The organism is Streptomyces sp. DH12 (assembly GCF_020873895.1).
In the GTDB taxonomy this organism is placed as follows: domain Bacteria; phylum Actinomycetota; class Actinomycetes; order Streptomycetales; family Streptomycetaceae; genus Streptomyces.
Genome location: NZ_JAHWGT010000032.1, coordinates 39,462 through 53,443, shown reverse-complemented (window position 1 = coordinate 53,443; position 13,982 = coordinate 39,462). Strand labels below are relative to the sequence as shown.

The 13,982-nt window shown below is 71.5% G+C and carries 8 protein-coding genes; 1 reads left to right on the top strand and 7 read right to left on the bottom strand.

The window, feature by feature from the left end; translation table 11 throughout:
- Window positions 1-132: 132 nt before the first annotated feature.
- The 7 genes from LPA54_RS25475 to LPA54_RS25445 form a co-directional block, all read right to left on the bottom strand.
- Window positions 133-1,230, bottom strand: a complete 1,098-nt coding sequence (locus LPA54_RS25475; RefSeq protein WP_228981845.1) for an ABC transporter ATP-binding protein — start codon at window positions 1,228-1,230, stop codon at window positions 133-135.
- Window positions 1,231-1,243: 13 nt separating this feature from the next.
- The gene (locus tag LPA54_RS25470) at window positions 1,244-2,305 is read right to left on the bottom strand and encodes an ABC transporter ATP-binding protein (protein ID WP_228981843.1); all 1,062 of its coding nucleotides are present in this window, start codon (window positions 2,303-2,305) and stop codon (window positions 1,244-1,246) included.
- A gap of 10 nt (window positions 2,306-2,315) precedes the next feature.
- The gene (locus tag LPA54_RS25465; protein WP_228981841.1) at window positions 2,316-3,293 is read right to left on the bottom strand and encodes an ABC transporter permease; all 978 of its coding nucleotides are present in this window, start codon (window positions 3,291-3,293) and stop codon (window positions 2,316-2,318) included.
- Window positions 3,294-3,400: 107 nt separating this feature from the next.
- Window positions 3,401-5,200: an ABC transporter substrate-binding protein gene (locus LPA54_RS25460; RefSeq protein ID WP_228981837.1), complete on the bottom strand. Its 1,800-nt coding sequence runs from the start codon at window positions 5,198-5,200 to the stop codon at window positions 3,401-3,403.
- Window positions 5,201-5,297: 97 nt separating this feature from the next.
- On the bottom strand, window positions 5,298-6,341 hold the full coding sequence (locus LPA54_RS25455) for an ABC transporter permease (RefSeq protein ID WP_228981835.1): 1,044 nt from the start codon (window positions 6,339-6,341) through the stop codon (window positions 5,298-5,300).
- Window positions 6,342-7,219: 878 nt separating this feature from the next.
- The gene (gene typA, locus LPA54_RS25450) at window positions 7,220-9,127 is read right to left on the bottom strand and encodes a translational GTPase TypA (RefSeq protein WP_228981833.1); all 1,908 of its coding nucleotides are present in this window, start codon (window positions 9,125-9,127) and stop codon (window positions 7,220-7,222) included.
- Window positions 9,128-9,321: 194 nt separating this feature from the next.
- A complete protein-coding gene (locus LPA54_RS25445; protein WP_228981831.1) occupies window positions 9,322-11,745 on the bottom strand; it encodes an ABC transporter family substrate-binding protein in 2,424 nt (807 codons plus the stop codon).
- Window positions 11,746-11,972: 227 nt separating this feature from the next.
- Here LPA54_RS25445 and LPA54_RS25440 point away from each other — a divergent pair, with 227 nt between their 5' ends.
- The gene (locus LPA54_RS25440) at window positions 11,973-13,955 is read left to right on the top strand and encodes a hypothetical protein (RefSeq protein ID WP_228981828.1); all 1,983 of its coding nucleotides are present in this window, start codon (window positions 11,973-11,975) and stop codon (window positions 13,953-13,955) included.
- Window positions 13,956-13,982 lie beyond the last annotated feature (27 nt).

Below are 13,982 nucleotides of genomic sequence, written 5' to 3'. Positions count from 1 at the left end.
CCGCCGCTCGTCCGGGTGCGGGTCCGGGTGCGCCGGAGGCCCCCGCCTCGATGCCCTCGGGGTCCGCGCCCGCGGCCCGGGTACGCCGGAGGCCCCCCGCCGTGCGGCGGGGGGCCTCGGTACGCGGACGTCCTACTTGGCGTCGGACTCCAGCGCCGCCAGCGCCGGGTCCAGGACGACCTCCTTGTCCGACCTGATCGTGGGCTCCTCCGGGAAGTGGCACGCGGTGAGGTGCCCCTCGGCGTTGCCGGCGATCCGGACGAGCGGCGGGTCGTCCGTGGCGCACTTCTCCTGCGCCTTCCAGCAGCGGGTGCGGAAGCGGCAGCCGGACGGCGGGTTGATCGGCGACGGAACGTCACCTTCGAGGCGGATGCGCTCGCGCTGCGGCTCGTCGACGGTCGCCTCCGGCACGGCCGACAGCAGCGCGTGCGTGTACGGGTGGCGGGGCCTGTTGTACAGGGAGTCGCGGTCGGCGACCTCCACGACCTTGCCCAGGTACATCACCGCGACGCGCTGCGAGAAGTGCCGGACGACCGCCAGGTCGTGGGCGATGAAGAGGAAGGCGATGCCCATCTCTTCCTGGACCTTCTGCAGCAGGTTGACGACCTGCGCCTGGATCGACACGTCCAGGGCCGAGACCGGCTCGTCCGCGACGATCAGCTTCGGCTCCAGCGCCAGGGCGCGGGCGACGCCGATGCGCTGGCGCTGGCCGCCGGAGAACTCGTGCGGGAAGCGGTTGTAGTGCTCCGGGTTCAGGCCGACCGTCTCGAGCAGCTCGCGGACGCGCTTCTCGCGGCCCCCGGGCGGGTTGATCCCGTTGACCTCCATCGGGCTCTTGATGATCGAGCCGACGGTCTGGCGCGGGTTCAGCGACGAGTACGGGTCCTGGAAGATCATCTGGATCTCGGACCGGATCGGCGCCAGCTGCTTGCGCTTGGCGTGGGTGATGTCGACGCCCGCGTACTCGATCTTTCCGCCGGTGGGCTCCAGCAGACGGGTGATCAGCCGGCCGGTGGTCGACTTGCCGCAGCCGGACTCGCCGACCAGGCCCAGCGCCTCGCCCTGGTGGACGGTGAGGTCCACCCCGTCGACCGCCTTGACGGCGCCGACCTGGCGCTTGAAGGGGAAGCCGCCGTAGATGGGGAAGTGCTTGGTCAGCCCTTCGACCTTCAGCAGCGGTTCTCCCTGCTGCGGTGTTCCCTGCTGCGGCAGAGTGACGTTCTCGCTCATGTCTCTGCGACTCCTAGCCCAGCCGGGGCTTGATCTGGTCGATGAAGATGGACTGCTTCTGGTCCGCCGTGAGGTGGCAGGCCGCGGCGCGGCCGTCCGCCAGCAGGGGCCGCTCGGTCGAGCAGCGGTCGCCGGGGACCTCGCTCTTGAACCGGCACCGCGGGTGGAAGCGGCAGCCGTTGGGCGGGTTCAGCAGGCTCGGCGGGGTGCCGGGGATCGGCACGAGCGGCTCGCTGGTGTCACCGCCGAGGCGCGGCATCGAGCTGAGCAGGCCCCACGTGTAGGGGTGCTTCGGCTCGCGCAGCACCTCGCGGACGCTGCCGCGCTCCACGGCCCGGCCCGCGTACATGACCAGCAGGTCGTCGGCCATGTTGGCGATGACGCCGAGGTCGTGGGTGATGAAGATGATCGCCGAGCCGAACTCCTGCTGGAGGTCGCGCAGCAGGTCCAGGATCTGGGCCTGCACGGTGACGTCGAGCGCGGTGGTCGGCTCGTCGGCGATGAGCAGCTCGGGGTCGCACATCAGCGACATGGCGATCATGGCGCGCTGGCGCATGCCGCCGGAGAACTGGTGCGGGTAGTCGTCGAAGCGGGTCCGCGGCTGCGGGATGCCGACCTTCGTCAGCATCTCGATCGCGCGGTCCTTCGCCTCCTTCTTGGAGGCGCCGCGGTGCTTCATGAACGGCTCGGAGAGCTGCCGGCCCACCGTGTAGTACGGGGAGAGCGCCGTCAGCGGGTCCTGGAAGATCATGGCGGCCTTGTTGCCGCGGATCTTCTCCAGCTCCTTCTCGGAGGCGGTGGTCAGCTCCTGGCCGTCCAGGATGATCTCGCCCTGGATGTCGGTCGACTTGCGGTTGTGCAGACCGAGCACGGTCAGGTTGGTCACGGACTTGCCGGAGCCCGACTCGCCCACGATGCCCAGCGTCTTGCCGCGCTCGATGTCGAAGGAGAGCCCGTCGACGGCCCGGACGACGCCGTCCTCGGTGGAGAAGGCCACGCGCAGGTCGCGGACCGAGAGGAAGCCCCCCGGCCCGGTCGGGGCCGGCGTGTCTTCGGTCTTGGTCAGTGTGGTCACGGTCGTTCTCCTAGGCGAGGCGCACGCGCGGGTCGATGTAGGCGTAGGCGATGTCCACGATGATGTTCAGCAGCAGGATGAAGAAGGCGCCGAACAGCATCACGCCCATCGTCAGCGGCAGGTCGTTGCTGGTCGACGACTCCACCGCGAGACGGCCGATGCCGGCAAGGTCGAAGGTGAACTCGGTGACGACGGCGCCGGAGAGCAGCGCGCTGAGGTCCATGCCGATGATGGTGACGATGGGCGTCAGGGATCCGCGCCAGGCGTACCGGAAGAAGACGTACTTCTGCGGCATGCCCTTGGCCTTCGCCGTGCGGACGTGCTCCTCCTGGAGCTGCTCGATCATGGTCGAGCGCGCCATACGGGTGTACTGCGCGGTGAAGATCGTCGCCATGACCGCCCAGGGGATGAGCAGACCGGTGGCCCAGGCGAGCGGGTCCTCGAAGAACGGCGTGTAGCTCGGGTTCGCCATCCAGCCCGTCTGGTAGACGAGGACACCGAGGACGAGGGCGCCGAGGAAGTAGATCTGGAAGGAGCTGAGCACCATCGAGGCGCCCGAGACGAGCTTGTCGACCTTCGTGCCGCGCTTCCAGGCGGCGAGCATGCCCGAGCCGAGCCCCAGCACCAGGAAGATGATCAGGCCGCCGATGGTGAGGGAGAGCGTGAGCGGGAACCGGTCGACGATGGAGTCCCACACGAAGTTGCCGGAGCTGAAGGACACTCCCAGGCACGGGGCGGCGCAGTGGCCGACGGCGAAGTCACGACCGGCCACGATCCCGACCATGAAGGTCCAGAACTGGGTGGTGATGGGCTTGTCGAGTCCGAGGTTCTCCCGGATGACGGCCAGGTTCTCCGGCGAGCAGTTCTTGCCGCAGGAGAGGGCGGCGAAGTCCTGGGGAATGGCGTAGAACAGGAAGAACGTGAACGCGCCGATCAGGAACATGATGACGACGGCGCCGGTCAACCTGCGGATGAGGAACTGAAGCATGGCGGGCGGCTGCTCTCTTCGGAAGCGGCGGGGCAGTGAGGGGTTCAGGGCCCGTGGGGGCGCGCTCCGCCTGGCGCGCGCCCCCACGGGTCAGCCGATGTCCGGGACTACGGCTGCTTCACGAACAGGTCGTTGATGTTGATGTAGCTGGAGTTGGTGCTGTAGCGGGCGCCGCCGACGTTCGAGCCGAAGAGCTGCAGCTGCTTCGAGTAGTAGACCGGGGCAGCCGGGTTGATCTCCTCGACGATGCGCTTGTGGGCCTCTTCCCACTTGGCGGCGGCCTGCTCGGGCTGCAGCTTCAGCGCTTCCTTGATGAGGGCGTTGACCTTGGGGTCGTTGATGTGCGAGTAGTTCGAGGCGCCGTCAGCGATGAGGGTGCCGTCGTAGACCGGGGTGACGACCGTGGACGGGGAGGACCAGTCCTGGCCCCAGCCGGTCATGTACAGGTCGTACGGGTTCTTGACCTTGCCGATCTGCTCGTAGAAGCTCTTCCGCTCGATCTCCTTGGCCTGGACGTTGAAGCCGATGGAGTTGAGCGTGTCCTTGATGATCTGGGACTGGGCCTGGCCGCGCGGGGTGTTCGCGTAGGCGTAGGTCAGCTTGGTGCCGGGCTTGACGCCGGCCTCCTTCAGCAGCTGCTTGGCCTTCTCCGGGTCGCCGTTCGGCTTGGTCTTCTTGCCGAAGGGGTCGTAGTTCGGGTCGTGGCCCGGCAGGGTCGGGGCGAACAGACCGCCGGCGACCTCACCGCCGTACTTGCCGCCGTCGGCCTGGATCATCCGCTCGTTCGGGATCGCGTACGTGATCGCGTCGCGGACCTTCTTGTCCTTCAGCTTGTCCAGGTTGAACGTCAGCTGCCAGACGTAGGGCTGGTAGCCCTTGATGGTGCGCTTGTTGACCTCGGGCTTGGTCACGACGTCGCGGACGAGGGTGGTCTCGACCGAGTCGGTGAACTGGATGGCGTTCTTCGCCTCACCCTGGTCGGCGATCAGACGCTTGGTCTGGCTCGCCACGTCGATGGTGTTGGTGAAGTTGTAGCCGTCCGGGTACTGGTGGCGGACCGCGTCCGTCTTCGGGTCCCAGTGCGTGTTGCGGACCAGCTTCAGGGACTTGCCCGCCTTGTACTCGGCGATCTTGTACGGACCGAGCGCCTTCGGGGCCTTGTCGTACTTCTCCTTCGTGTCCTGCTTCGCGGGCACGATGGCGTAGCCGGCCATGGCCAGGGCCTGCGGCAGGTCCGGGCGGGGCTGGTCGAACTTGAAGATGACCGTCTTCGCGTCCGGGGTCTCCAGGACGGTGTCCGGCAGGTGCTTGCCCGTGTACGGGCCGTCCGGCAGCGCCTTGCGGTAGTCGTCACCCGAGAGCCAGGTCTGGACGAACGACGGGCCGTCGAAGATGACCTTCGAGTAGAGGCGCTCGATGGAGTGGCGGACGTCGGCCGAGGTGATGACGTTGCCGTCCTCGTCCTTGATGCCGTCCTTGAGTGTGAACTTCCAGGTCTTGCCGCCGTCGGTGGTCTGGCCGGAGTCGGTGGCGATGTCACCGACGACGGTCAGGTTGCCCTTGGCGTCCTCCTGGTAGTTCGTCAGCTTGCGGAACACGAGGTTCGCGAACTGGCCGGCGTCGGAGACGTAGATCTGGCCCGGGTCCATGTGGGTGAGGTCGGACTGCTGGTAGACCTCGATGAAGCCGCCGGACTTCGCACCGGCGACCTCCTTGGCGGGACCGGCGGAGGCAGCGGCGTCGCCGTAGGCGACGGGCTTCGACTGCGCGGCGGCGTGGCTGGCGTCGGGGGCCTTCTCCTTCGGAGCGCCACCGCCGTTGTTGCTGCTGCAGCCGGTCAGCACGAGGGAGCCGGCCGCCATGGCGACGACTATGGCGCGCGCGGAACGCGATCGGATTGACTTCATGATGCTCGTGCACCTACCTGTGAGTCGTTGTCCAGAAAAGTGCTGCCTGCCGTCCGGTTGCCCGGTGCGGGGGCGGCAGCTCCCCCGCACGTGGACGTCACCGTCCGGTCTTGGGGTCGAACGCGTCGCGTACGGAGTCGCCGAGCAGGTTGAAGGCGAGGACGAAGATCACCAGGGCGACGCCCGGGAAGATCATGAACGCCGGGTCCTGCTCGTAGATCTCGGAGCCGATGGCGAACATGCGGCCCCAGTCCGGTGTCGGCTCTACGAAGCCGACACCGACGTACGAGAGGAACGCGATGCTGAGGATGGCGCTGGGCAGCATGTAGGTGCCCTGCACCAGGATCGGCGTCACGATGTTGGGCAGGATCTCCTTGCGCACGATCCGCCAGCGCGAGGCGCCGGAGACGAGCGCGGCCTCCACGAACTCCCGTTCCCGCAAGGAGAGTACGGAACTGCGCACCAGACGCGCCATGCCCATCCAACCGAGGAACCACATCACGAGGAGGATGGCGACGGCCCGCAGGTACGTGGGCGTCTCGTCCGTCGGGGAGACGAACATCGCGGTCACGACGGGCATGAAGGCGATGAAGAAGAGCTGGCTCGGGAAGGCGAGGAAGAAGTCCGTGGTGCGGCCCAGCCAGTAGTCCGTCTTGCCGCCGAAGAAGCCGCTCACCATGCCGATGACGACACCGGTGGCCACGGACAGCACCGTGAGGACGACAGCCATGTACAGCGACGTGCGGATGCCGTAGATGAGCATGGTGAACACGTCACGGCCCAACTTGGGCTCGACACCGAACCAGAACTCGCCGGAGACGCCGCCGAAGGTGCCGTACGGCATGCTGAAGTCGTCAAGGATGTTCTCGTAACCCGGCACCGAGGGGTACAGGGTGTACGGGTCCTTGCCGTACAGCGCGGAGATGACGGGCGCGAGGGCGCCGATGACGAAGTAGAAGAGCACCACGAAGGCGGAGATGACGCCGACGCGGTCGCGCTTGAAGCGCATCCACATCAACTGGCCGGGCGAGCGGCCCTGGTGGCCCTGCTTCGTCTCCTCCGCGGCTTCGGTCTTGGCCGTGGTGTCTTTGTCCAAGGTGACGGAGGCTTCGCGGCCCTCGATCTCAATTGGACTGGTCATGGTGTGTCCATTTCACGGGTGTCGGATGACCCGCGGTCCTGCGCGTGCGGCGACGGCCGGGTGGTGTGCACCCGGTCGGTCGGATCCGCTGCCCGACGTTCCCACCTGGGCCTTTCGGGCATGCCGGGCACCCGTGAAGGGGTAAGGCGGCAGCACCGCCCGCCGGACGGGTGGGACCCGTGGCGAGAGGCCGGAAGGGAAGGTCGGCAGGGGTGGATTACCCCCCGGAGGAGCGCGAGCCGAGCGGTTGACCGGGTCTCAGAATCGCCGACCGCTGCAAGCGGCCCGACCGGTTGACGTACACGGGTGACCGGCCGTTGGAGCCAGCTGCGACGACCCGACCCCACTGGCGCTCGTGGCACCGCGCATGGGTTCCTCCTCATGAGTCCACGTATCACTGCATGGTTGGGTACGGGGCACTCCGCCGACACCCCTGACGGCGAAGTGCTGTACCACGTGTGCTCGTGAGTCGGCGCTCCCCACAGCGCGTGACCCATCGACCCGAGCTCAGTGGAGCCAACTATTAAGTACGTCCGGGCTGTAAACCACACTTAAAGGGTCTCGTTTTGACAACATCGCCCAAGTGCCGCTGACCGAAATCCAGACAAACTGAGCACAGACAGACACGTGCGAAACGGACTGTTAACACAGGTTCCGGAGAGCGACGATCGATAACCGGACGCTTCGCGATCGAAAACACGTTGACGTGAACCCGTCGGACGTACCGTGCGGCGCCGGTCGCGGAGGCCGGCCGGACGGCGCGGAGGGCGGCCCCGGAAGCCCCCGGGAACGGCCGACGGCCGCCGGGTCGGGACCCGGCGGCCGTCGGTGGGCCCGCGCCGTGCGCGCGGACCGTGGTGCTCCTGTGTGCGTCGGCGTCAGCCGTGCTTGGCGCGGGAGGCCGCGCGGGCGCGCTCGCGGCCGTCCAGGTTCACCTTGCGGATGCGGACCGCCTCCGGGGTGACCTCGACGCACTCGTCGTCGCGGCAGAACTCCAGGGACTGCTCCAGCGAGAGCTTCCGCGGCGGGACGATCGCCTCGAACGAGTCGGCCGAGGACGACCGCATGTTCGTGAGCTTCTTCTCCTTGGTGATGTTGACGTCCATGTCGTCGGAGCGGGAGTTCTCACCGACGATCATGCCTTCGTACACCTCGGTGCCCGGCTCCACGAAGAGGACGCCGCGCTCCTGGAGGTTGGTCATCGCGAAGGCGGTGACGGCGCCGGAGCGGTCGGCGACGAGCGAGCCGTTGTTGCGGGTCGTCAGCGTGCCGAACCACGGCTCGTGGCCCTCGTGGATGGAGTGGGCGATGCCCGTGCCGCGCGTCTGGGTCAGGAACTCGGTACGGAAGCCGATGAGGCCGCGGGAGGGCACGACGAACTCCATGCGGACCCAGCCGGAGCCGTGGTTGGACATGTTGTCCATGCGGCCCTTGCGGACGCCCATGAGCTGCGTGACGGCGCCCATGTGCTCCTCGGGCACGTCGACCGTCATGCGCTCGACCGGCTCGTGGACCTTGCCGTCGATCTCCTTGGTGACCACCTGCGGCTTGCCGATGGTCAGCTCGAAGCCCTCGCGGCGCATCTGCTCGACGAGGATGGCCAGCGCCAGCTCGCCGCGGCCCTGCACCTCCCACGCGTCGGGGCGCTCGGTGTCGAGGACGCGCAGCGAGACGTTGCCGACGAGTTCGCGGTCGAGGCGGTCCTTCACCTGGCGGGCGGTGACCTTGCGGTCCTTGACGGCCGCCTTGTTGTCCGCGCCCTTGCCGGTGGCGCCGCGGCCGACCAGCGGGGAGGTGTTCGTACCGATGACCATGGAGATGGCCGGCTCGTCGACCGTGATCAGCGGCAGCGCGATCGGGTTCTCCGGGTCGGCCAGCGTCTCGCCGATCATGATGTCGGGGATGCCCGCGACGGCGCAGATGTCGCCGGGGCCCGCGACCTCGGCCGGCTTGCGGGTGAGCGCCTCGGTCATCATCAGCTCGCTGATGCGGACGTTCGAGACGGTGCCGTCACGCTTGATCCACGCGACCGTCTGGCCCTTGCGCAGCTCGCCCTGCTCGACGCGGAGCAGCGCGATGCGGCCGAGGAAGTTGTCGGCGTCCAGGTTGGTGACGTGCGCCTGGAGCGGGGCCTCCTCGTCGAACGTCGGGGCCGGGATGTGCTCCAGGATGGTGGTGAAGAACGGCTCCAGGTTGGTGGAGTCCGCGGGGACCGTGCCGTCCTCCGGCTTGGTCAGCGAGGCGACGCCGTCCCGGCCGCAGGCGTAGACGATCGGGAACTCGATCTGGTCCTCGTCGGCGTCCAGGTCGAGGAAGAGGTCGTACGTCTCGTTGACGACCTCGTCGATCCGGGAGTCGGGGCGGTCCGTCTTGTTGATGCACAGGATGACCGGCATCCGGCGCTGGAGCGCCTTGCGGAGCACGAAGCGGGTCTGCGGGAGCGGGCCCTCGGAGGCGTCCACCAGCAGCACCACGCCGTCCACCATCGACAGGCCGCGCTCGACCTCGCCGCCGAAGTCGGCGTGGCCAGGGGTGTCGATGATGTTGATGGTGATCGGGGCCCCGCCGTCCTTGGGGTGGTACTTCACGGCGGTGTTCTTGGCCAGGATCGTGATGCCCTTCTCACGCTCCAGGTCGTTCGAGTCCATCATGCGGTCGTCGACGGAGTCCAGCTGGTGCGCGGCGAAGGCGCCGGCCTGCTTGAGCATGGCGTCGACGATGGTCGTCTTGCCGTGGTCGACGTGGGCGACGATGGCTACGTTACGGATGTCGTGGCGCGTGGGCATGAGTGGCTTGCGCTTCTCTCGGATCGTGGGTGCGGCGTCTCTTTGTTCCTCGTACGCCCGCCGGGCGGACGCGCCACGGCTGTGTCCATGGTACGGGGCTGCCGCACACTCGGCCTCCCGGGCATGATCGTGCCCGCCGGCGGGGCCGGCGGGCAACGGATCGGGGGGCTTCGGCGCTCTTGTTCGCCGGGGGTTCACCCGGCCTTGCGGGCGGCGAACCCGACGTTCTCGTAGCGGGGGGTCGCGAAGCCGAAGGCGCCCGCGTTCACCACGTCCTTGCGCACCGCCACCAGCTCGGGTCGCTGGAAGAGCGGGATCGAGCCGGCGGCGGCCCAGATGCGGGCGTCGGCCCGGCGGACCAGGTCGCGGGCGGCCTTCTCGTCGAGTTCGGCGGCGGCCTGGTCGAAGAGCTGGTCGATGTGGTCCGTGCCGACGCGCGTGTAGTTCTGCTCCACCAGCAGCGAGCCGTCGGTGGCCGGTTCCGGCTTGGCGAAGATGGGCCGCCCGTCGGTGGCGGGGAAGGCCGTGCCGGGCCACGAGTAGAGGGCCAGGTCGTAGTCGCCGGAGGCGATGTGGTCCTTGAAGAAGTTCTCGTCGGGGACCTTGCTGATCTCGGTGCGGACGCCGATGCGGTCCAGCATCCGGGAGATCCGCTCGCCGACCGTGCGCAGCACCTCGGAGCCGGGTCCGGAGGGCAGGACGAAGCGCAGGGTCAGCGGCCGGCCGTCCTTGCCGAGCGGGCCGGCGGCGGGCCTCGCCGGGTCCGCGGGGTTCTTCGCGGGGGCGGCGGTGCCGACGGGGGCGTACGCGCCGGGGGCGCCGCCCTGCGCCTCGGGGCGCTGGGGGCCGGGGGCGTCGACCGCGGGGGCCTTCCCGGCGCCGGCGGCCTCCTTGGCGTCGGCGGTCTCCTTGGCGTCGGCGCTCTTCCCGGCGCTCGGGGTCGCCTTGGCCGCGGCGCTCTTCCCGGCGGCGGGGCTCTTCCCGGCGGCCCCGGTGTCGGAGTCGGTCTCCGTGAGGGCGCCGGTGAGCGCGCGGGCCTGGGCGAGGACAAGGCTGCTGTGGACGGCGGCGGCGGGGGCGGGGGCGAGCACGTGAGTGCCCGGCCGTCCCTCGGGGTCGGCCTTGTCGTCGCCGACGATGTACAGGCCCTCGTCGGAGGGCACGTCCGCGGCCCTGGCCGCCGCGCCGACCGCCCTGGACGCGGCCGTGGGCGACGCGTGGGACGCCGCCGCCGGCGAGGCGGCCCCGGAGGGCGCGGCGGACGCCTCGGCGCCCGCCTTCGTACCGGCCTTCGGGGCGGCGGTACGGCGCGCGCCCGCCTTCGTCCAGCCGGCGTCCGCGAGCAGGGCGAGCGCTTCCTCGGTGTCCTGGCTGCCCAGCGCGCCGCTGCTGTCGGCGTACGCGTCCTGGCCGGCGAGCGCGAGGTGGGAGCCGACCGGATCGGCGGGCAGGCCCAGCGGGGCGAGCACGGCCTTCGCCAGCTCCTGGCGGTCGACGGCGCGGGCGATGGCGCGGCGCACCCGCTCGTCGGCGAGCGGCCCGGAGGCGCCGTTCAGGGCGAGCTGGGTGTAGGCGGGTTCCAGCGTGCGGCGGACGACGTAACCGCGCAGGGCGCTCTGCTCGGCGGACAGGGCGGCCTGCGCGGCGGGGGCCTGAGCGGGGGCGCCCTGCGCGGGAGGAGTCGCCGCGCCGGTGGCGGGGGCACCGCCCGGCGCCGCCTTGCCCGTCTTGTCGGCCTTGCTCGGCTTGCCCGCCTTCGTGACGCGCTGGGCGACGGCCGGGTCGACGGCGGCGAGGTCGACGGTCTTCGCGATGAGCGCCTCGGCGCGCCGGTCGCGCGGGACGACCCGCAGGACCAGGCTGTCGAGCTTGGCCGGCTCGCCCCACCAGCGGGCGTCGCGGACGAGGGTCACCGTGCCGGCCTTGGCGTCGACGGTCTTCAGCCGGAACGGGCCCGCCGACTTGGCGAGCCGGGTGCGCGCACCGTCGTTGAAGGTGTCCGGCGACCCCATGACCTCCTTGGGGTACAGCGGGGTGAAGAGCGCCTTCCAGTCCGCGTACGGCTTGGCGAAGGTGACCCGGACCTCCAGGTCGGAGGCGCCCCGCTCGATCTTCTCGATCCGCTCGTAACCGGCGTTGCGCGCGGTCCAGTACGCGGTGTTGCGGCCGCTCAGGGCCCGCCACTGGGCGACGAAGTCGGGGGCGCCGATCTCGCGTCCGTCGCTCCAGACGGCCTGCTGGCGGAGCTTGTAGCGGACGACCTGCTTCGGTTTCTGCTCGACGACCTCCGCGGACTCCAGGTAGTCGCCGTTGACCTGCGGCCGGCCGCGTTCGTCGAGGGTGAAGAGCGCGGGGAGGACGGCGCCGGTGATGCGCGCGGTGGTCGCGTCCGCGTCGGCCTGGAAAGCGTTGAGCGTGGTGGGCAGCGCGTCGATCGCCCACCGCAGGGTGCCGCCGTCCTCGACCTGCGCACGGGACGCCGCGGCGATGTCCGCGGGCACGGCGCGGGCGCTGCTCGCCTCCTCGTCGGAGCTGCAGCCGGCGAGTACGGAGACGGCGAGCACCCCGCTGGTGAGGAGCGCGACGGACCGGAGTGCGCGGGCGCCGACCTGGGCCATGGCTAGTACCTCTTCGTCCGGTTTCTGAACTTTGGAGATGATCACACCTATTGCCCGTCCACTGAAAGGGACGGGGCGTCCGGTGTCCCGGCGACACGGCGGTGCGGCCCGCCAACCCCACCCGTGCGGCCCAACGCGCCCCGCCGCGGCGGGGGTCCGAACGGTTTCCGGGGGTGGGCCGGTACGCGCGGTCGCGGGATGCCGGGGAACGGCCTAACCTCGCCGGTGTGACGCGCGGTACCACCCGGGCCCTCGTGGCCCTGATCGCCGGGGTGACGGCGGCGGTGTGCTGGCTGGCCGGCCCCGCCGCCCCGGACGCGCGCGCCCGGCCGCCCGCGCCGGCGGCGACCGCCCCCCTGGGCGCTCCGGCGCCGGAGGGCGGGGCGCCCGGCATCGACCTGGTGGTCCCGGTGGCGCTGCTCGCGACGGCGCTGTCGATGGCCGGGTACGCCTATGTCACCCGGCGCCGCCGGGTGAGGACGCGCACGACGCCGCACGGCGGCCCGGCCCTGCCGCGCGAGGCGGAACTGGACGAGCGGGCCCGGCGCGCCCTCGTCGCGGCGGACGACGCGGTGCGCACCAGCCGGGAGGAGCTGGCCTGGGCGCGGGCCGCGCACGGCGAGGCGGCGGTGAAGTCGGCCGCCGAGGCGCTGGCGTACGCGGAGGGCGAGGTGGCGGCGGCGTTCCGGCTGCGCCAGCGGCTGGACGACGGGCACCCGGAGGACGGGGCGGCCCGGCGGGCGGTGCTGGAGGAGGTCGTGGCCCGCTGTGCGGACGCGGGGCGGCGCCTGGACGAGGAGGCCCCGGCCTTCGACGCGCTGCGGGACCTGGAGGGCACGGCCCCGGCCGCCTTGGCCGCGGCGGAGACGGCGCACCGGGAGCTGACCGGGCGGCTGAGCACGGCGGAGGCCGCCCTGACCGCCATGCGGGGCCGTTACGCGCGGTCCGCCGCCGAGCCCGTCGCGATGGCGCCCGAAGTGGCCCGGGTCAGACTGGAGTTCGCGGCGACGGCCCTGTCCGGCGCCCGCACCGCCCTCACCGCGTCCGCCCCCGCGTCCCCGCCGGCCCCGGCGGCGGACGGCACCGGGGCCGGGGCCGGTGGTACCGGCGACCCCGGCCCCGCCGGCACCGACCACTCCCCGGCGGGCCGTGGCGGCGACCCGGGACCGGGCAGTACCCGCGCCCCCGCACGGGGCGGCACCCCCGGCACCGGGGCCGGGGCCGGGCCCGATGTCACCGCCGACCCCGGGCCGGCCGGCACCCGCGACGGCACGGCGGCCGGGGAGGGTGCGGGCAGTGGAGCGGGCACCCACGCCCGCGCCACCACCCCGGATCCCGGCCCTCCACCTGGTGGCGGTGCGACGGGGAGCGGGCGACGGGCCGTCGTGTTCCTACGGGCCGCCGAGGGGGCCCTGGACCAGGCGGATCAGCTGGTCGAGGCCGTGGACCGGCGGGCGGTGGAGATCGCCGGGGCGGCCGGGCGGCTGCCGGACGCGCTCGCGGAGGCGGACGCCGACCTGGCGGAGGCCCGGCGGCTCCTGGAGGGGGCACACGGCGGCGCCGCGTCGGCGGGCGGGCTGCGGGGCCGCGCGGCGCGGCTGGAGTCGGTGGTCGGCGACGTGCGCCGGGCGGTGGACGCCGGCGGGTACGACCCGGTCGACGCGCTGCGCCGGCTGGAGGAGGCCGGCGCCGCCCTGGACGAGGCGCTGGGGCGCGACGACGGGACACGGCGGGCACGGGCGTTCCTGGAGCAGGCGCTGCTCGCCGCCCGGTCGGCGGCGGGCGCGGCCGAGGTGTACGTGACGGCGCACCGGGGCGTGGTGGGGAGCGTCGCGCGGACGCGGCTCGCGGAGGCGCGGCACCACCTGGCCGTGGCGGGCGCGGCGGCGGACCCGCGGGAGGCGCTGGCGGACGCGCAGCGGGCGGACGCGCTGGCCCGGCAGGCGCAGGCACTGGCCGAGCAGGACGTCCGGCTGCGCGGCGCCGCGCGGGGGCGCCCCGAAGCTTCCGAGGCCCCCGAGCACCCCGCGGACGGGGTGGACGGGGTGAGCGGGGCGGTGCTCGGCGGGATCCTGGTCGGCGGTGCGCCGGACGACGACGTACCGGGCTGCGGGCGGCCCGGCGACGGGTGGCCCGGGGGCCGGGGATGCCCCGCCCGCTTCGGTGGCGGAGGCACACGGGACCGGGCGGGCGGCGACGACTGCTTCTGACCCCACCGCCGGCCCCGCACGGCGGGG